15 protein-coding genes are annotated in these 17793 nt (G+C 73.1%); 4 read left to right on the top strand and 11 right to left on the bottom strand.

Annotation, left to right across the window (positions count from 1 at the left end; genetic code table 11):
• Positions 1–49: 49 nt before the first annotated feature.
• Together FAF44_RS39560 and FAF44_RS39555 are read right to left on the bottom strand one after the other, a co-directional pair.
• Entirely contained in the window at positions 50–1210 is a 1161-nt protein-coding gene (locus FAF44_RS39560; protein WP_237108505.1) for a hypothetical protein, read from the bottom strand.
• Positions 1211–1287: 77 nt separating this feature from the next.
• On the bottom strand, positions 1288–1989 hold the full coding sequence (locus FAF44_RS39555) for a GntR family transcriptional regulator (protein WP_237108504.1): 702 nt from the start codon (positions 1987–1989) through the stop codon (positions 1288–1290).
• A 118-nt stretch (positions 1990–2107) separates the two neighbouring features.
• Between FAF44_RS39555 and FAF44_RS39550 the strand changes: the two genes are divergently transcribed.
• From FAF44_RS39550 to FAF44_RS39535, 4 genes are read left to right on the top strand one after another with little or no spacing between them, the layout of a single operon-like run.
• Positions 2108–3598, top strand: a complete 1491-nt coding sequence (locus tag FAF44_RS39550; protein ID WP_237108503.1) for an amino acid permease — start codon at positions 2108–2110, stop codon at positions 3596–3598.
• Between the two features lie 2 nt (positions 3599–3600).
• Entirely contained in the window at positions 3601–5055 is a 1455-nt protein-coding gene (locus tag FAF44_RS39545; RefSeq protein ID WP_237108502.1) for an FGGY family carbohydrate kinase, read from the top strand.
• A complete protein-coding gene (locus tag FAF44_RS39540) occupies positions 5052–6422 on the top strand; it encodes an NAD(P)/FAD-dependent oxidoreductase (protein ID WP_237108501.1) in 1371 nt (456 codons plus the stop codon). The genes FAF44_RS39545 and FAF44_RS39540 overlap by 4 nt, the downstream gene beginning before the upstream one ends.
• Entirely contained in the window at positions 6419–7663 is a 1245-nt protein-coding gene (locus FAF44_RS39535; RefSeq protein WP_237108500.1) for an NAD(P)/FAD-dependent oxidoreductase, read from the top strand. The genes FAF44_RS39540 and FAF44_RS39535 overlap by 4 nt, the downstream gene beginning before the upstream one ends.
• A gap of 26 nt (positions 7664–7689) precedes the next feature.
• Here FAF44_RS39535 and FAF44_RS39530 read toward each other — a convergent pair whose 3' ends face one another.
• The 9 genes from FAF44_RS39530 to FAF44_RS39490 all read right to left on the bottom strand — a co-directional run bounded on the left by FAF44_RS39530 (position 7690) and on the right by FAF44_RS39490 (position 17735).
• Positions 7690–8265 carry a flavin reductase family protein gene (locus FAF44_RS39530; RefSeq protein WP_237108499.1) on the bottom strand — a complete coding sequence of 192 codons (576 nt, stop codon included), beginning with the start codon at positions 8263–8265 and terminating at the stop codon, positions 7690–7692.
• On the bottom strand, positions 8262–8792 hold the full coding sequence (locus FAF44_RS39525; protein ID WP_237108498.1) for an NADPH-dependent FMN reductase: 531 nt from the start codon (positions 8790–8792) through the stop codon (positions 8262–8264). The genes FAF44_RS39530 and FAF44_RS39525 overlap by 4 nt, the downstream gene beginning before the upstream one ends.
• A 184-nt stretch (positions 8793–8976) precedes the next feature.
• A complete protein-coding gene (locus FAF44_RS56085) occupies positions 8977–10296 on the bottom strand; it encodes a Xaa-Pro peptidase family protein (RefSeq protein ID WP_237108497.1) in 1320 nt (439 codons plus the stop codon).
• A complete protein-coding gene (locus tag FAF44_RS39515; RefSeq protein WP_237108496.1) occupies positions 10280–12256 on the bottom strand; it encodes a DPP IV N-terminal domain-containing protein in 1977 nt (658 codons plus the stop codon). The genes FAF44_RS56085 and FAF44_RS39515 overlap by 17 nt, the downstream gene beginning before the upstream one ends.
• Positions 12253–13839, bottom strand: a complete 1587-nt coding sequence (locus FAF44_RS39510) for an ABC transporter substrate-binding protein (protein ID WP_237108495.1) — start codon at positions 13837–13839, stop codon at positions 12253–12255. The genes FAF44_RS39515 and FAF44_RS39510 overlap by 4 nt, the downstream gene beginning before the upstream one ends.
• Complete coding sequence (locus tag FAF44_RS39505) at positions 13836–14870, bottom strand: ABC transporter ATP-binding protein (RefSeq protein WP_237108494.1); 1035 nt, start codon at positions 14868–14870, stop codon at positions 13836–13838. The genes FAF44_RS39510 and FAF44_RS39505 overlap by 4 nt, the downstream gene beginning before the upstream one ends.
• A complete protein-coding gene (locus FAF44_RS39500; protein WP_237108493.1) occupies positions 14867–15862 on the bottom strand; it encodes an ABC transporter ATP-binding protein in 996 nt (331 codons plus the stop codon). The genes FAF44_RS39505 and FAF44_RS39500 overlap by 4 nt, the downstream gene beginning before the upstream one ends.
• Positions 15859–16719 (bottom strand): ABC transporter permease, encoded by an 861-nt coding sequence (locus FAF44_RS39495; RefSeq protein WP_237108492.1) that lies wholly within the window; start codon positions 16717–16719, stop codon positions 15859–15861. The genes FAF44_RS39500 and FAF44_RS39495 overlap by 4 nt, the downstream gene beginning before the upstream one ends.
• Positions 16716–17735, bottom strand: a complete 1020-nt coding sequence (locus FAF44_RS39490) for an ABC transporter permease (RefSeq protein ID WP_237108491.1) — start codon at positions 17733–17735, stop codon at positions 16716–16718. The genes FAF44_RS39495 and FAF44_RS39490 overlap by 4 nt, the downstream gene beginning before the upstream one ends.
• Positions 17736–17793 lie beyond the last annotated feature (58 nt).

The following is a 17793-nucleotide window of genomic DNA, read 5'->3' as shown; positions in this document are numbered from 1 at the left end:
TGTCCGGAACGCGGACGTGATCGGCGCTCAGCACCGCGTCACCTCGTGATCACCAGGCCGCGCGCGGCGACTCGCCCTCGCCCGGACGCTCGCCGGCCGTGATCGGCACCGAGGTCACCGCGCCGTCGGCGAGCGCGATCCGGTAGGCGCGCCAGTCGTGCGCGTACAGGAGGTGCTCGCCGGTCCCGTCCACGCTGAAGCGCAGGCCCAGCGAGGCGCCGGGCGGCAGCTCGGGCCGGGCCAGGACCCGCGCCGGCCCGCCCGTCAGGGGGACGCGTTCGACGGTGTGCCCGGAGGCGTAGATCAGCGCGCTGCCGTCAGGGGTGTGGGCCAGCGACTCGACCGGCAGGCCGGGCGTGGCGGTCCCGATGGCCCGGGACGCCGCCGGATCGGTGTCCGGCCGGGTGAGGTCGAGCACGGCGATGGCCCGCCCGCCCTGCACATAGGCGAGCGAGCGGCCGTCGGGGGCCCAGGACAGGCCCTGCACCAGCGGGTGCGTCAACCTCCGGTCCAGGCGGCGGCCGGTGGCGACGTCGAGCACGGAGATCTTGGCGCCGCCGCCGATGAGCGGCGTGGCGTAGGCCAGCCGGGTGCCGTCGGCGCTGAGGGCGAGGTCGTGGACGAGCGTCAGGTCGTCGGGGTCGGTCTGCGTGACGGGCACCGGCCGGCCCGGCCGCCCGTCCGCGCCGAGGCGGACCAGGAAGAAGCGGAGCTCCGGCCGCTCCGGCCCGGTCCAGCCGGCGACGGCGAACGTGCGGTTGTCCCGGGCGGCGGCCACGAGGTGCCAGGAGCTCCGGACGCCGGGCGGCAGCGGGACGTTCGCGATGAACGCCCCGGTCCCGGCGTCGTGCACGGCGGGCGGCACCGGGGTGCGGACGGCGCTCTTGGACCCGTCGGGGAAGCGGGTGAGCGGGACGCGGGCGGAGACGAAGAACCGCGGCGCGCCCGTCGCGGCGAGGGGCGCGCCGGTCGCGATGGGCTCGGTCAGGGAGGTCGCCGCCGGGACCGGGTGCCGGGCGGGACCCGAGGTCGCCATGGGCGACGGCGGCGGCGAGACCACGGTGAGCGACGGCGACGCCGACGGCGGCGGGGATGCCGGGGGCTGGGGCGCGCCGGCGAGCGACACCCGGTCCGCGCCCGGATCGGCGCATCCGGCGACCAGGACGGCCAGCACCAAGCCCACCGCCGCGGTGGACCGACGAGACGACATGTGCCGATCATCGCCGGAAACCGCCGCGCCGGCCAGCACGGGACGGGATCGATCGGCCACCCCCGGGCCGGCGGCGCTCAGGCGGGCTCGACCGGCACCGGGATGCGCGCCTCGACCGTGAAGGACGCCCGGTCGGCGCGGTAGACGTCGCGCGCGAACTCGATGCAGCGCCCGCCGTCGGTGTAGGTGCGGCGGGTCAGCAGGATCCCGTTGGAGGCGCTGCGGACCTTGAGCCGGGCGCACGAGGCGTCGTCGATGACGATGGACTGGATGTCGGCGGAGGCGTCGGTGGGCACGACGCCGTAGTGGGCGCGCAGGATGTGCCAGAGCGACCCGGTGAGGGTGCGTTCCAGGAGGCCGGGGGTCAGGTCGCGGGGGAAGTAGGTGGTCTCCAGCGCGATCGGCTCGTCGTCGGCGAAGCGCAGGCGGTGCAGCGCGTGCACGGTCTCGTCGCCGGTCAGGTCGAGGGCCTGCCGGGCGGAGGGGGTCGGCGGGCGTTCCTCGGCCCAGATGAGCTGGGCCGACGGCCGGCGCCCGGCGAGGGTGATCTCGTCGGAGAAGCTGCCGATGCGGAAGGGCACCCGGGGTTCGGCCACGAACGTGCCGCGCGGCGGGCGGCGGTAGACGTAGCCCTCCTTCTCCAGCAGCGCGAGCGCCTGCCTGGCCGTCATCCGGCTGACGCCGTACGTCTCGCTGAGCTCGCGTTCGGACGGCATCAGCGTGTGCGGGCCGAGCTTCTCGCCGGTGATGCGATCGCGCAGCTCAGCGGCGATCGTCACGTATCGAGGCGATGTTGCGGTCTTGTGAACTTTCGTCCCCATGGTTGACACCTTAGCCCGCCTGGACGGTACCTTGCGGTATACACCACATGGTATATACCAAGAAGGAGGTTGCGATATGAGTGAACCCACCGCCGACAGCACCGGGCTGGCCCGGTTCGGCTACGAGCAGGCATTCGAGCGGCGAACCGGCAGGTTCGCCTCGTTCGCCGTGGCCTTCGCGTTCGTCTCGATCGCGACCGGCATCTTCACCACCTACGGGTCGGTGCTGAACTCCTCCGGGCCGCTCGGCATCTGGACGTGGCCGATCGCCGTGGTCGGCCAGCTCGCGGTCGCGTTCGTCATCGGCTCGCTGGCCTCCCGGATCCCCGTGACCGGCTACGCCTACCAGTGGACCTCCCGCCTGGCCAACCCCGTGCTCGGCTGGATCATCGGCTGGATCTCGTTCATGTTCCTCGCCGTCGTCGTCGTGGCCGTGGACTACACGGTGGCCTCGACGGTGCTGCCGGTGCTGCTCGACTACACCGCGAGCACCGGCATCACCTGGGCGGTCACCGCCGTGATCCTGCTCGGGCAGGCCGCGCTCGTCGGCGGCTCGACCCGGTGGGCGGAGAAGGTCAACAACGCCGCCGTGTCCGCCGAACTGGTCGGCATGGTGCTGCTGACGCTCCTGCTGCTGGTCGTGGCGGCCGTCCGCAACAACATGGACTTCAGCAACCTCTGGAGCACCGGCGCCCTGCCCGCCGAGAACTACTGGAGCTTCGGCGACCTCACCTCCGCCGGGCCGTGGGTGCTGGGCTTCCTGCTCGGCGCGTTCACCATCGTCGGGTTCGAGTCGGCGGCCAACCTCGCCGAGGAGACCAACGACCCCGAGCGGGTGGTCCCGCGCGCCATGTGGCAGGCCGTGCTCGCCTCGGGCGTCCTGGGGTTCCTGTTCCTGATCGCGGTGACGCTCGCGGCCGGCGACCCCGTGGCGCTCGCCGCCTCCGGCACGCCGATCGCGGACGTGATCAAGGCCACCCTCGGCCCCGTCGTCGCCACCCTCCTGCTGCTGCTCGTCGTACTGGCGATCTTCGCCTGCGGCCTGGTCATCATGATGACCGGCACCCGCCTCACCTGGGCGATGTCCCGCGACAAGCGCTTCCCCGGCTGGCAGCACTGGCAGCGGGTCTCGCCCCGTCTCGGCACGCCGCTGCGGGCGACCGTGTTCTACGTGGTGCTCGCCGAAGTCATCCTGGGCCTGTTCTCGGTCTTCTCCGAGGACGCGCTGTTCACCCTGTTCGGCGCGGCCACGCTGCTGCCGGCCGTCATCTACGCCGCGACCGTCGCCCTCTACCTCGCCAAGCGGCGGCACCTGCCGGCCAACGGCAAGTTCGACCTCGGGGCCTGGGAGAAGCCGGTCCTGGCGGTGTCGGTCGTGTGGCTCGTGTTCGAGCTGTCCCTCTTCCGCGACGCCTCCTTCCGCGACGCCTGGCTCTACGTTCTGGTGATGGTGGTGATCGGCGCCGCCTACCTCGTCTCGCTCCTGGCGCGGCGCGGCCGGCGGGCGCTGGACATGCCCGACATGCACTCCATCGACAGCGTCTTCGCGCAGAAGGAGCAGATCTGACGATGCACATCCTCGCCATCGACCAGGGCACGTCCGGGACGAAGGCCATCGTCGTGGACGCCGGCGGCGCGGTCCTGGCGATCGCCGAGGAGAGCCTGCGACCCCGCTACCTCGACGACGGCGGCGTCGAGCAGGACCCGCTGGCCCTGCTCGACTCCGTGCTCACCGCCGGGCGGCGGGCCGCCGCCGCGGCGGGGGTGCCGCTGTCCGCCGTCGCCCTGGCCAACCAGGGCGAGACCGTCCTGGCCTGGGATCCGGCCACCGGAGAACCGCTCACACCGGCCATCGTCTGGCAGGACCGCCGCGCCGAGCGGATCTGCGCGGCCCGCGCCGGGCACTCCGAGCGGGTCGCCGCCCTGACCGGGCTCGTGCTCGACCCGTACTTCTCGGCGCCGAAGATGCGCTGGATACGCGACGAGCTGACCCGCGACGGCGTCGTGACCACCACCGACACCTGGCTGGTGCACCGGTTGTGCGGGGCGTTCGTCACCGACGCCGCCACCGCCAGCCGGTCCCTGCTGCTCGGCCTGGCGGACGCGCGATGGAACGGCGAACTGCTCGACGTCTTCGGGCTCGGCGGCGAACGCCTCCCGGAGATCGTCACCAGTGACGCCGTCGTCGGCACCACCACGGCCTTCGGCCCGGAACTGCCGGTCACCGGCCTGATCGTCGACCAGCAGGCCGCCCTCCTGGCCGAGGCGTGCCTGGAGGCGGGCACCGCCAAGTGCACCTACGGCACGGGCGCCTTCCTGCTCGCCCAGCTCGGCACGTCCCCGGCCCGCTCGGCGTCGGGGCTGGCGACGTCGATCGCCTGGCAACTGCGCGGCGAGACCCGCTACTGCGTGGACGGGCAGGTCTACACCGCCGCGTCGGCCGTGCGCTGGCTCGCCGACCTCGGCCTCGTCTCCGGGGCCGAGGAACTCGACGCGGTGGCGGCCCCGTCCGGCAACGGCGTGCTGTGCGTGCCCGCCCTCGCCGGGCTCGCCGCGCCGTGGTGGGACTCCGCCGCCACCGCCTCGTTCACCGGCATGACGCTCAGCACCGGGCGCGGCCACCTCGTCCGGGCGCTGCTGGAGGGCGTCGCCGCGCAGGTCGCCACGCTCAGCGCGCTGGTCGGCGACGACCTCGGCGCGCCCCTGTCGCGGCTGCGCGTGGACGGCGGCCTGACCCGCTCGCGGGTGCTCATGCAGGCGCAGGCCGACCTCGCGCAGATTCCCGTCGAGGTCTACCCGTCGCCGCACGCCACCCCGCTCGGCGCCGCCGCCTGCGCGTTCATGGCCCTCGATCCCGCGCTCGACGTGGCGGCGGCGGTCGGGGGATGGCGGCCGTCGGCCACGTACGAGCCCGCCTGGCCCGCCGACCGGGCCGCCGCGTACCTGGAGCGGTGGCAGGCCGCCGCCCGTGCCACGCTGTCAGCAGGCCCGTCGTCGCACCTGTCGTCTGAGGAGGACCAGTGAGCACCTACGACGTGGCCGTCATCGGCGGCGGCATCGTCGGCGCGGCCGTCGCGCGCCTGCTGGGCGGCACGTCCCTGTCGGTGGCGCTGCTGGAGGCGCGCGACGACGTCGGCGACGGCACCAGCAAGGCCAACACCGCCATCCTGCACACCGGCTTCGACGCCAAGCCGGGCACCCTCGAATCGCGCCTGGTCGCCCGCGGCTACGACCTGCTCGGCAGGTACGCCGAGGCCACCGGCATCCCGGTGGAACGCACCGGGGCGCTGCTCGTCGCCTGGACCCGGGAGCAGCTCGACGCGCTGCCCGGACTGCGCGACAAGGCCGGGCGCAACGGCTACACCGCCTGCGAGATCGTCGACGCCGCGGAGGTCTACCGCAGGGTGCCCGACCTCGGCCCGGGGGCGCTCGGCGGCCTGACCGTGCCCGGCGAGTCCATCATCTGCACCTGGACCACGAACCTCGCCCTCGCCACCGACGCCGTCAACCGGGGCGTGCGGCTGCTGCGCGGCCACCGCGTCACCGAGGTCCGCACCGGCCCGGACGCCACCCGGCTGGTGACCACCGCGGGCGAGGTCTCCGCCCGGTGGGTGGTCAACGCCGCCGGGCTCGGCGCCGACGCGCTCGACGCCCTGTTCGGCCACGACCGCTTCACCGTCACGCCGCGCCGCGGCGAACTGCTGGTCTTCGACAAGCTGGCCCGGCCGCTGGCGCCGTGCATCGTGCTGCCGGTGCCGTCGTCCGCCGGCAAGGGCGTGCTCATCAGCCCCACCATCTACGGCAACGTCATGGTCGGCCCGACCGCCGAGGACCTGACCGACCGCTCCGCCACCGGCACCTCGGAAGCGGGGCTGGAGTTCCTGCGCGAGAAGGGCGCCACGCTCATGCCCCGGCTGATGAAGGAGGAGGTGACCGCCACGTACGCGGGCCTGCGCGCCTCGATCGGCCACGACGACTACCTCGTCGAGCTGGCCGCCGACCAGCGTTACCTGCTGATCGGCGGCATCCGCTCCACCGGCCTGACCGCGGGCATGGCGATCGCCGAGCACGTCGGGGAACTGCTCGCCGGCCACCTCGACCTGACGCCACGCGCCGCCCTGCCCGAGCCGCCGCGCATGCCCAACCTCGGCGAGGCGTTCCCGCGCCCCTACCAGGACGCCGCCGCCATCGCCGCCGACCCCGAGTACGGCAGGATCGTCTGCTTCTGCGAGCGGGTGACGAAGGGGGAGATCCGCGACGCCCTGGCGTCCGTCGTCCCGCCGGCCGGGCTCGACGGCCTGCGCCGCCGCACCAGAGCCATGAACGGACGCTGCCAGGGCTTCTACTGCGGGGCCCGGGTCCGCGACATCTTCGAGGGAGCAGCGGAATGACCGAGCGGGTACGGGTGGCCGTGATCGGCGGGGGCCCGGCGGGCCTGACCGCGGCCGCCGCGCTGGCCCCGGCCGTGGACGGCGACGTCCTGGTCCTGGAGCGCGAGCGCGAGACCGGCGGCATCCCCCGGCACAGCGACCACCCCGGCTACGGCCTGCGCGACCTGCGCCGCTTCATGTCGGGGCCGGCGTACGCGCGCACGCTGACCGGCTCCGCCCTGCGGGCCGGGGCGCGGCTCGAGACCGAGGCCATGGTCACCGGCTGGGCGGGGGAGCGCACCCTGGAGGTGACCTCGCCCCGTGGCCGCCGCCTCGTCGAGGCCGACGCGGTCGTGCTGGCGACCGGCGCGCGCGAGCGGCCCCGTCCGGCGCGGTTCATCGCCGGCGACCGGCCCGACGGCGTCTACACCACGGGGCAGTTGCAGAACCTCGTGCACCTGCACCACCGGCCGGTCGGGCGGCGGGCCGTGATCGTCGGCGCCGAGCTGGTGAGCTGGTCGGCGGTGCTGACCCTGCACGAGGCGGGCTGCCGTACGGTGCTGATGACCAGCCAGTACGCCAGGCCGGAGGCGTACGCCGCCTTCGGGGTGCCGGGCCGGCTGGCCTTCGGCGTGCTCGTGCGGCCCCGTACCCGGGTCGTGGCGATCAACGGCAGGGGCCGGGTGGCGTCCGTCGACATCGAGCACCTCGACACCGGGCGACGCCGGCGCGTCCCCTGCGACACCGTGATCACCACCGGCGACTGGATCCCCGACCACGAACTGGCCCGCACGGGCGGCCTGGAGATGGACGCGGCCACCCTCGGGCCCCGCGTGGACACCGCGCTGGCCACGAGCCTGCCCGGGGTGTTCGCCGCCGGGAACCTGCTGCACCCGGTGGACACCGCCGACGTCGCCGCGCTCGACGGCCGCCACGTCGCCGCGGCCGTGCTCGCCCACCTGGCCGGAGGCCCGGCCGCCGCGCCGCCCGGCGGGGTGTCGCTGACCGCCGACGCGCCCCTGCGCTGGGTGGCGCCGCAGCTCGTCCGCCCCGGCGGGCCGCCGCCGTCCCGGGGCAAGCTGCTGCTGTGGACGGACGAGTTCCGCACCCTGCCCCGGGTCGCCGCCGTCCAGGACGGGCGCGTCGTCGGACGTACCCGGCTGCCGTGGCCCGCTGCCCCGGGCCGGGTCTTCCGGGTGCCCTTCTCGCTCGTGGCGTCCGCCGATCCCGCGGGCGGCCCCGTCCACCTCACCCTGGAGTGAGGCGGACGGCGACCGCCCGGCCGCGTTCAGGGGGTCCTGGGCAGCTCACCCCCGTGGGGGCGCCGCCGGCTGCGCACGGGGCGGCCGCTCTCGGCGGGCCGGCTCTCCGCGAGCACGCCGTAGCGTCCGCGGAAGTAGAGCAGCGGGCCCGTCTCCCGCGCCTCGCACCCGACGTCGAGCACGTCGCACAGCACGATGACGTGGTCACCGGCGTCGAACTCCGCCCTGATCGAGCATTCGACCCAGGCCAGCGCGCCGTCCACGATCGGGTCGCGGTTGTGGGCGGAGGGGTGCCAGGCGATGCCCGCCCATTTGTCGCCGCCCGAGCGGGCGAAGGAGCGGCTCACCGGCTCCTGCTCCGCGCTCAGCACGTTGACGCAGCAGGTGGCGGACGCGCGGATGCGCGGGAACGTCGTCGACGTCTTCGCGGCGGAGAAGGCGACCAGCGGCGGATCGAGCGAGACGCTGAAGAACGACTGGCAGGTGAAGCCCACCGGCGCGCCGTCCTCCATCGCGGAGATGACCGTGATGCCCGAGCAGAAGTTCCCCATGACGGTGCGGAAGTGCCGCGTGAAGTCGGTGTCCAGGGCGCCGGCGGTCACTTCGCCACCTCCATGTCGTCGACGGTCAGTCCGCGGCCCAGCAGGGCGCCGAGGTTCTCGCGCACCCATCCGTCGAGCACCGCGTCGAGGCGGGGCATGTCGCTCATGCAGAAGTGCAGCCCGCGGGTCGGAACCGAGGCGCCCAGCTCGACCAGGAGCGGGCGGAGGGTGAAGTCGACGGCGAGCGCGTGCTGGGGCGCGCTCGCGGTGAGCACCGGGACGGCCCGCACCCCCGCGAGCCCGTTGTTCGGGTAGCGGTCCAGGAACGACTTGAGCAGCCCCGTGTAGGACGCCTTGTAGGTCGGGCTCGCGATCACGACGACGTCGCTCGTCCTGACCGCCTGGGACAGCTCGGTCATCGCGTCGTCCGGCCACCGGAAGATGCGGTCGGCGTGGTCGATGAGGTCGATGACGATCTTCTTGTCCGCGTCGAGCCCCTCGACCAGGCGGTCGGCGAGGGCTTCGGCGATGGCGAAGGTCCGGGAGCGGGGTTTGGGGTTGCCGATAACAACTGAGACTTGGGTCATCGCTATTCCTGACCGAATCCATGCAGGCACGATCGGAGCCACCTGCAATCTGGTACGAACGCAGCGGTCCACGGTCTTTTGTCGTAGCGCCATCCCGACGTCTTACGCCGGGACACATCTTCACTGGTCGACGGTGGTTCAGGGAGGTCGTGGCATTCAGGCCCCCTCGGTGAACGGGCGCGGGTCACAGGTCGGCCCAGCACCACTCCTCGGTCCACGGCACCCGCGACATCTGGGCCGCGGGCCCGGACTCCCGTACGACGAACATGTCGGAGAAGTTCGCGCTGAACCCGGCCGCCGGGTCGTAGAGGCCCGGCTCCACCGACAGGCACATGCCCGGCTCCAGCACCGTGTCGTCCCCCAGGGACAGCCACGGCGGCTGGTGGCCCTCCGAGCCCTGCCCGTGCGCGGGCCGGTGGTAGACGTGCTCGGCCACCCCCTGCGCGATCTGGAAGCGGTGGATGCGCTGCGCCACCTCGGCGCAGGTGACGCCCGCGCGCATCTCCTCCCGCTGCAGCAGGCAACTGTCGCGGGCGACCTGCCACAGCCGTTCCTGGTGCCGCGTGCGGGGCGCGATCAGGTACGGGCGGTAGCACTCGCCGCCGTACCCGCCGATCCGGATCACCCCCGACATCTGCAGCGGGCCGCCGCGCGTGATCGGCGCGTACCGGTACTGGTTCGGGTGCGGCCAGCCGGTCACCTGTCCCGCCCGGATCCAGCCGAGATCGATCGCGACGCCGACCCCGCGGTGCGGGGAGCCGTCGAGGCCGAGGTCGGGGGTGATGAGCCGGACCGCGAAGTCGGCCATCCGGCCGCGCAGCTCGTGGTCGGTGAGCGACGTGCCGTGTTCCAGCAGGAGGTCGCGCCCGTGCGCGTGCACGGCGTCGAAGTAGCCGTACGCGCGGGCCGCGAGCGCCAGCTCCTCCGGGGTCTTGCGCATGCGCAGGCCCAGGCAGAAGCCGGCGATCGAGTCGAGCGGGTGCCCGAGCACCGCCTCGGCCGTCGCCTGCTGCGAGGGCAGCAGCTCCCGGTCGGTGCACAACCCGCCGTCCGGCCCGTGGCCGCGGGCCCGCAGCCGCTCCAGCGTCCAGCGCCACAGGTCGGCGCGCGGGCCGCGCTCGGCCACCCCGCGGTTCGGGAACGAGCCCGCCACGTGCGGGAAGTCGAAGTACTCTTCGGCGTCGCCGCACCACCAGGTGTGCACCAGGTCCCGGTCCAGGGTGGGGTGGAACCAGAGTGGCGCGTCGGCGTCCACCGAGATCAGCGCGTACAGCGGACGCTCGGTCGTCGCCGCCCACAGGCCGGTGAAGTAGACGATGTTCCACTGGTCGGTCAGCAGGACCGCGCGCCTGCCCGTCGCCTCCAGGTGGGCGACGAGGGCGGCCGTCCGCTGCCGGTGCCAGGACAGGCTCAGCCGGGTGTCCTCGCTCGGGCGGATCGGGCCGGGCGCGAGCAGCAGGTCCGCCGACCTGCCGCTCGCGCCGGGGTCAGAGCGCGTCGACACCGAGGTGCTCACAGAAGTAGCGGGCCAGCGCCATGCTCAGATACGTCTTGTGCAGGCCGGTGAAGTGGTGCGGCTGCTCGTTGACCGGCAGGAAGTCGAACGGCTTGCCGGCGCGGGTGAACGCCTCGGCCGCCTTCATCGCCGCCGAGAACGGCACGTTGATGTCGGACGTGCCGTGGATGAGCAGCAGCTTGCCCCGCAGCCGGTCGGCCAGCGCGAGGTTGGAGCCGAAGTCGTACCCGTCGAGGTTGTCCTCCAGCGGGCCCATGACGCACTCGACCGGGCCGGGGCTGCCCTCGCGCAGCTCGAAGTTGCCGTTGATCGAGACGCCGACGTGGAACACCTCCGGCGCGGCGAGCAGCGCCCTGGTGGTGAAGAAGCCGCCGAACGAGCGCCCGTACACCCCCACCCTCGACGCGTCCAGGTACGGCCGGTCGGCGGAAAGCTGCTCGATCGCGGCCGCGTGGTCGGGGATCTCGTGCCGCCCGAAGTTGCGGTACACGACGTCGTGGAACGCCTTGGACCGTTCGGGCGTGCCCCGGGCGTCCAGCATGACCACGGCGAAGCCCAGCTCGGCCAGGGCGCGGGACTGGATGCCGTTGGCGTCCAGCAGGTGCGTGGGCACGTACGCGCTGTTCGGGCCGGCGTAGATCGAGTCGATGATCGGGTAGGACCGGGCCGGGTCGAAGTCGGACGGCAGGTAGAGCTGCCCGTGCAGCTCCGTCTCGCCGTCGGCGGCCAGGACCGTGAACGCCTCCGGCGCCCGCCAGGTGACCCCGTCGGGCAGCTCGACCCGGGCCTCGGAGAGCCGGCACACCAGCGAGCCGTCGGCCCGGCGCAGGTCCGAGGCCGCAGGACGGTCCACGCTGGAGTGCGTGTCGACGAACGCGTCCATGGCGGGGGAGAGCCGGACCCGGTGCGTGCCCGGCTCCTCGGTGAGCTGTCGCAGGCCGCTCCCGTCGAGCCGTACCCGGCACAGGTGCGTATCGTAGGGCCGCTTGGGGTCGGAGTGCGCGGTGAAGTACACCCAGCCGCCCGCCTCGTCGATGCCGGCCACCCCGGTGACCGGCCATTCGCCCTCGGTCAGCCGGGCGACCTGCCGCCCGTCCAGGTCGTGCCGGTACAGGTGCGCCCAGCCGTCGCGCTCGGCGAGCCAGAGGAAGCCGGACCTGCTCGGGAGCAGGTGACACGACATCCCCTTCTCCCAGAACGAGACCCAGGTCGGGGAGCGTTCCTCGTGGACGACCCGCGACACGCCGGTCTCCGGGTCGGCGGCCATGAGCGTGAACGGGTTCCGGTACCGGTTGGTCTTCAGGTAGTACAGCTCGCGGCCGTCGGTGCTCCAGCCGAGCGGGCGCAGGTCCTGCTCGATCTCCGGCCCGCTGTCGATGCGCACGACCCGTCGCGAGACGCGGTGCACGACGTGCAGCGAGACGTCCTCCAGCCGGCCCGCGACGTTGCCGGTCGGGATGACCTCCACCTCGCTGTTCGGCTTGAGCCAGTGCATGACGTGCAGCCGGTCCATGCCGCCGGTGTCCACCTTGCGGGCCAGCAGCCGCAGCCCGTCCGGGTCCCAGGCCGCGCCCTTGACGTCCCAGCGGTGCTCGGGGGTGCCGTCGGTGGTGAGCCGTTCGCTCCGGTCGTCGGCGGCCCAGCGCACGCTCAGGTCCGGCCCGCTCTCGCCGGCGAAGAACCGCCCGCACGGCGAGGGCGCCTCGAACACGTCCGGCCGGCCGATCTTGTACGCCCGCCGGACCCGCTTGCCGGTCACGACGTCGCCCGGCCCCAGCTCGCGTACGGTCCGCCGGCCGCCGTCGGCGCGGTTCACGACGTGGTGCACACCGTCGTCGGTGAACCCCACGGAATCGCCGATCCAGACGGGGTCGATCTCGCCGCCGCGCACGTGGTCGGCGAAGGCCAGCAGCTCGCGGTAACGCCGCTCACGGTCGGTGGCGCTCACTTCTGGGCCCCCGCGGTCAGCGCGTTCCAGTCCAGCATGACGACCTCTCCGCGGCTCAGGAAACCTTCCCTGCCGCCGAACTCGGACCGGATCGCGTCGGTGTACTGCACCTGGATCGTCGTGGCCACCGGCAGGTCGTCGGCGATGACGCGCTGCGCGTCGGCGTACAGGCGGGTGCGCTCGGCCCGGTCGTTGGACGCGTTGGCCTTGGCGAAGATCTCGTCCAGGGCCTTGTTGCAGTAGCCGGAGGCGTTGCCGAACACCGCGTTCTGCCCGTTGTCGCAGGTGTAGCGGCGGTACAGGCCGATGGCCGGGTCCGCGCCCGAGGCGATGTTGATGATGAACGCGTCGAACTCGTGCTTGGCGTAGACGGCGTCGCTGAAGACCTCGCGCTCGTCGGCCATCACCTTGGCGTCGATGCCGGCCGAACGCCAGTTGTCGGCGATCACCTCGGCGGTGCGCTCCGAGCCGGGGACGCTCGTGTCGTAGCGCAGGGTCATCGGGAAGCGCGTGCCGGAGGCGTTCTTGGGGTACCCGGCCGCGTCGAGCGCCGCGCCGGCCTTGGCCGCGTCGAAGGGGAACTCCTTCATGTAGTCGACCTCGCCGGAGTTGGCCCAGTGGTCGCTGGGCAGCGCGGCGGTCCCGGCGGGGGAGAGCCCGCCGAACACGGTCTTCGAGATGAACTCCCGGTCGATGGCCGAGAACAGCGCCTTGCGGACCGCCGGCTTGGCGAGCACCGGGTTGCGGGTGTTGAACTGCAGTTGCTGCATCGAGGTGGAGGCCCGGCCGGTGTCCAGGGCGACGCCGTCGGCGTTCTGGAGCTGGCGCAGCGCCTCGTACGGCAGGTCGAAGGAGTTGATGTAGTCGATGTCGCCGTTCTTGAGCGCGAGCGCGCGGGCGTTCGCGTCGGCCGACACCGTGAACACGACCGTGGGGATCGCCGGCTTGCCGTCCCAGTACGCGTCGTTGCGCACGAGCGTGATCTGGTTGCCCTCCCACGACTCGAACTTGTACGGCCCCGTGCCGACCGGGGCGCGGTTGGCCGGGTTCGACATGAGGTCGCCGCCCTCGTAGACGTGCTTGGGCACGATCGAGACGTTCATCGGGTTGAGCATCGCGAGGAAGGCGCCCGACGGGCTCTTGAGCACGACGTCCACGGTGAGGTCGTCGACGGCCTGCACCGAGTCGATCATCGCCTTGAGCGAGGCGGTCGAGGGGTTGACGCCCAGCGCCTCGGTGAGGCTGAACACGACGTCGGCCGAGGTGAACGGCTTGCCGTCGTGCCAGGTGACGTCCGGGACGAGGTGGAAGCGGTAGGTCTTGTCGTCCGGCTGCTCCCACGACTTGGCGAGCTGCGGCTCCACCTCCCGCTTCCGGTTGACGCTGACGAGCGACTCGGAGATCGCCAGGCCGACGAGCCCGACGGTCGCGTCACCGAGGAACATGCGCATGAGGTGGGGTGGTTGCTTGGTGATCGCGACGACGAACACGTCGTCCTGGGCGCCGCTCGCGCCGGCTCCGCCGCATCCGGCCAGTGCCAGGCACAGGACCGCCGCGACCGCGCGGAGTCGTGCTGAGCTCATGAGGTTCTCCTCGCTTCGACAGGATTCGAGTCGGCCACGGCAAGGGACGGGCCTGCCAGGTGGCATCGGGCGGTGTGCGTGCCGTCCAGCACGATCGGCGCGGGATCGTGGTCCGCGCATCGGGGCTGCTCGGCGATCGGGCACCTGGGGTGGAAGTGGCAGCCGGTGGGACGCTCCACGGCGTTGGCGGGCTCCCCGCGCAGCAGTTCGGCGTCCTCGGCGGCGGCGGTGAGGCTCGGGGTGGAGCCGAGCAGCGCCTTCGTGTAGGGGTGTGAAGGGCTGCCGAAGACCTCGCCGGCCGTCCCGCTCTCGACGATCCGGCCGAGGTAGACGACGGCGACGCGGTCGGCGATCGCGCGGACCACCGACAGGTCGTGCGTGATGAACAGGATCCCGGTGCCGTGCCGGGCCTGGACGTCGCGCAGCAGGTCGATGATCTGCACCCGGACGGAGACGTCCAGTGCGGAGGTGGGCTCGTCGGCGACGAGGAAGCGCGGGCGGTGCAGCAGCGCGCGGGCGATGGCGACCCGCTGCTGCTGCCCGCCGCTCAGCTCGTGCGGGTGCCGGTCGAGGTAGCGGTCGGGCGGGTCGATCCCCACCTCCGTGAGGGCGGCGGAGACGACGTCGCGGACGAGCGCGCGTCCGGTGCCCGCCTGGCGGGCGGCGTGCCCGAGGATCCGGCCGACGGTCATCTTCGGGTTCAGCGACGCCGCCGGGTTCTGGAAGATCATCTGTACCGCGCCGCCGAGGCCGGGACCGCTGACGGGCGCGCCGTCCAGGCGGACGGTCCCCGCGCTCGGCGGCTGCAGCCCGCAGGCCACCCGCCCGAGGGTGCTCTTGCCGCTGCCGCTCTCGCCGACCAGCGCCGTGATCGTGCCCGGCCGCAGGGTGAGGTCCACCTCGTCGGCCGCGGTCACCTGCTGACGCCGGCGTCCGGACCCGGTGCGGAACAGGACGGACACCCCGTCCAGGGCGAGCGTCTCCCGCGCAGGGGGCGGGTCCTGCGGTGTCGGCCGGGGGGTGGTCGTCACAGTCGCTCCCAGTTCCAGCAGCGGGACCGGCGTCCCGGCCCGACGTCGATCAGCTCGGGCTCGTCGTCGCAGTGCTCGGTGCGGTATCCGCAGCGCGGGCCGAACCGGCACCCGTCCGGCGGGTCGTCCAGCGCGGGGACGGAGCCGGGGATCGCGACCGGGCGGTGCTCCGGTGTGTGGATGTCGAACAGCGCCCCCATGAGCGCCTTCGTGTACGGGTGCCGGGGCGTGCGCAGGATGGCCGAGGTGGGCCCCTCCTCCACGATCCGTCCCGCGTACATGACGGCGACCGAGTCGCAGAACTGGCCGATCGCCGCGAGGTCGTGCGAGACCAGCAGGATCCCGACCTCCCGCGTGGTCGCCAGGTCCCGCAGCAGCCGCAGCACCTGGGCCTGGATCGTGACGTCGAGGGCGGTCGTGGGCTCGTCGGCGATGATCACGCCGGGGTCCTTGGCCAGCGCGCACGCGATGACCACCCGCTGCTTCATCCCGCCGGAGAGCTGGTGCGGGTAGCGGCGGGCGAACTCCTCCGTCGTGGGCAGGCCCACCGACCGGAACAGGTCCTCCACCCGGTTGCCGTTCGGGACGGCCACCTCCGCGACCTGGTCGCCGATCCGCGTGGTCGGATTGAGGTGCGCGTTCGGGTCCTGGAAGACGTACGACAGGTCGGTGCGCAGCGTCGCGCGGCGCTCGGCCGCCGAGGCGGAGCCGAGCTCACGGTCCAGCACGTGGATGCGGCCCTCGACACGCGGGCGCAGGCCCGGGGCCAGCAGGCCGGCGACGGCGCGGGCGAGCATCGTCTTGCCCGAGCCGGACTCGCCGACCAGGCCGACGACCTCGCCGCGCCGGATACGCAGGTCCACGTCCTGCACCGGGGCGACCGGACGGCCGCCGCGCGGCGAGATCGTCACCCGCAGCCCCTCGACCTCGACGACCGCGGGCACGGATACCGATGCGGACGCCGTCACGGCGCCGCCGTCCACCGCGTTCACAACGACCTCCGTCCCGCGGTGCCGCTGCTGCCCAGCGCGTCACCGATGATGTTGAAAGACAGGACCATCAGCACCACGCACAGGCCGGCGGGCACGCTGAACCACCACGCTTCGCTCAGGTACGGCTGGGCGCGCCGGAGCACGGCTCCCCAGCTCGCGCTGTTCGGGTCGCCGAGCCCGAGGAAGCTCAGGCTGGACTCCAGCAACATGCCGCGGCCGACGTCGAGGGCGGCCTGCACGCCCGCGGGCGGGAAGGCGACCGGGAAGATCTCGACGGCGATGATGCGCCAGGCCGGAGTGCGGGCCAGCCGGGCGGCGTCCACGAACTCGGCCCCGCGCAGTTGCAGGTACTGGCCGCGGACGATGCGCGCGGCCTGGGGCCAGAGCGCGACGATCACCGCCAGTGCCGTCAGCCCGGTGCCGCGCCCGATGACGGCGACGATCACCAGGGCCACGATCATCGCGGGCAGGATCTGGAAGACCTCCGCGACCCGCATCAGCGCGGAGTCGACGGCGCCGCCGGCGTAGCCCGCGATGCCGCCCACGACCAGGCCGATGAGCAGCGAGCCGAGCCCGGCGGCGAGCCCGATGGTGAGCGAGGCCCGCGCGCCGTGCACGAGCTGGGAGAAGATGTCCTTGCCCAGCTCGTCGGTGCCCAGCAGGTGGGCTCCCGACGGCGACTGGAGGATCTGCGGGGAGACCGCGAACGGGTTGTGCGTGGCGACGATCGGCGCCAGCAGCCCGGCCAGGGCGAACAGCACCACGCAGCCCACCGCCACCACGGTGAGGGGGGCGCTGCGGGGCAGCCACGACCGGCGGCGGGCCAGTACGGCGGGACGTTCCTGCAGGACGGTCACAGCGACGTCGCCTCCCGGATGCGGGGATCGACGATCCCGTAGACGATGTCGGTGATGACGTTGACCAGCAGCGTCAGCACCGCCACCACGACGACGGTGCCGAGCACCACCGAGGTGTCCCGGTTCAGGATCGCCTGGTAGAGCAGGCTGCCCATGCCGGGCCAGCCGAACACGGTCTCGACGAGGATGGAGCCGCCGACCAGCGTCCCGAACGTGTAGCCGAGGACGGTGACCGTCGGCAGCAACGAGTTGCGCATGACGTGCCTGCGGACGATCTCGCGATGGGCGAGCCCCTTGGAGACCGCGGTGAGGATGTAGCCCGAGTCCAGTACCCCCTTGGCGGTGCTCCGGGTGATCCGCGCGATCAGCGCGGTCTCCGGCACCGCCACGACGCAGGCGGGCAGGACGAGGTGGGAGGCGACGTCCAGCACGGACGCCAGCGTCCCGCCGCGCACGCCGATGGTCGTCATCCCCTGCGTCGGGAACCAGCCCAGGCTGAGCGCGAAGGCCAGCAGCGCCATCTGCGCCAGCCAGAACGCCGGGATGCTGAACCCGATCAGGGCCAGCACGTTCACGCCGTTGTCGAGCGCGCGCCGCCGGGTGGTCGCGGCGAGCAGGCCCGCCGGGATGCCGATCGTGACGGCGATCGCGGTGGCCGTCACGACCAGCAGGAGGGTCGCGCCCAGCCGTTCCAGGACGAGCGGGAGCACCTCCTGGCGGTTGGCGAAGGAGTAGCCCAGGTCGCCCTGGAAGACGCTGCCGAGGTACTGCAGGTACTGCAGCACGACGGGCTTGTCCAGCCCGAGCGCCGCGCGCCGCTCGGCGAGGTACTCCTCCGAGGCGGGGTAGTCGCCGACGCTCGCGCTGACGATGTCGCCGGGCGCGAGCTGGAGCAGCACGAAGGTCAGGCTGACGACGCCGATCAGAAGGGGGACGACGTAGACGACCCGTTTGACGATCGCCATCGGTAACGTGGCGCTGCCCCCGGTCGGGGACGGCCTTCTCGAGGCCCGCACATCGGCCTCCTTCCGTGTCGTTGGCCGACCCGAGGGGTCGGTCCGCACGCGGCGGTGG

It is taken from the genome of Nonomuraea sp. MG754425, from assembly GCF_021699195.1.
Lineage (GTDB): Bacteria > Actinomycetota > Actinomycetes > Streptosporangiales > Streptosporangiaceae > Nonomuraea.
The sequence above is the reverse complement of the archived record's forward strand: the minus strand, read 5'-3'. Positions and strand labels throughout refer to the sequence as shown.

Bases quoted from the DNA above. Each gene is read 5' to 3' on its own strand.
- FAF44_RS39560 (WP_237108505.1), bottom strand. From the start codon at position 1,210: ATGTCGTCTCGTCGGTCCACCGCGGCGGTGGGCTTGGTGCTGGCCGTC.
- FAF44_RS39550 (WP_237108503.1), top strand. From the start codon at position 2,108: ATGAGTGAACCCACCGCCGACAGCACCGGGCTGGCCCGGTTCGGCTAC.
- FAF44_RS39545 (WP_237108502.1), top strand. From the start codon at position 3,601: ATGCACATCCTCGCCATCGACCAGGGCACGTCCGGGACGAAGGCCATC.
- FAF44_RS39535 (WP_237108500.1), top strand. From the start codon at position 6,419: ATGACCGAGCGGGTACGGGTGGCCGTGATCGGCGGGGGCCCGGCGGGC.
- FAF44_RS39525 (WP_237108498.1), bottom strand. From the start codon at position 8,792: ATGACCCAAGTCTCAGTTGTTATCGGCAACCCCAAACCCCGCTCCCGG.
- FAF44_RS39510 (WP_237108495.1), bottom strand. From the start codon at position 13,839: ATGAGCTCAGCACGACTCCGCGCGGTCGCGGCGGTCCTGTGCCTGGCA.